This window comes from Rhodovibrio sodomensis, assembly GCF_016583645.1.
GTDB classification, from domain to species: Bacteria; Pseudomonadota; Alphaproteobacteria; order Kiloniellales; family Rhodovibrionaceae; genus Rhodovibrio; species Rhodovibrio sodomensis.
In genome coordinates this window covers 1-521 of record NZ_NRRL01000321.1, presented here as the reverse complement: position 1 = coordinate 521, position 521 = coordinate 1, and the positions used below count along the sequence as shown (strand labels likewise).

The 521-nt window shown below is 68.7% G+C and carries 1 protein-coding gene; it reads right to left on the bottom strand.

All coding sequences use genetic code 11. The features are described from left to right. Positions 1-58: 58 nt before the first annotated feature. Complete coding sequence (gene tnpA, locus CKO28_RS27975) at positions 59-448, bottom strand: IS66 family insertion sequence element accessory protein TnpA (RefSeq protein WP_200344833.1); 390 nt, start codon at positions 446-448, stop codon at positions 59-61. Positions 449-521 lie beyond the last annotated feature (73 nt).

The following is a 521-nucleotide window of genomic DNA, read 5'->3' as shown; positions in this document are numbered from 1 at the left end:
TTTCGAAAGTCGACCGGTTCCGCGACCAGCACGATGCGAACGTCCGCGGGCGGCGTGATCATGTTGCCCGCCGCGCCGCCGAGATGATCCGGGCCAGCACCTCCGTGTCGGCATCCGCTCCGACGCGGAGCGTGACGCTGCCGGCATCCACCTCGATCGTCGAGGTAGGCGTTGAGCCGCTGTTCGACGGCGTCTCGTCGTCCGCCACGATCTCGACCGGGATGAACGTCGGCGCGGCCGACGTCTCCGGGCTCGCCTTGTCGGTGGTGCGCGGAGCGCCGTTGGAACCGGGCCGAAGCTCATCGCGCAGCCGGCCCACCCATAGGTTGAATGTCTGCTCGTTCAGACCGTGCTCGCGGCAGTAGTCATCCCGCCGGTCGCCGCTCCGGCGCCACGCCTGCACATGATCACGCCAGAACTGGCGCCGGTCCTCGCGCGTCTTGGCCATCGTTCCGCTCCCGTCCGCTGAACCTGGACGGTGGAGAATGGCTCAGGCGCTCGGCATCACGAAACGTGGGGGG

What these genes read in the sequence shown, in the direction of transcription:
- tnpA (WP_200344833.1), bottom strand. Translation starts at nt 448, where the DNA reads ATGGCCAAGACGCGCGAGGACCGGCGCCAGTTCTGGCGTGATCATGTG.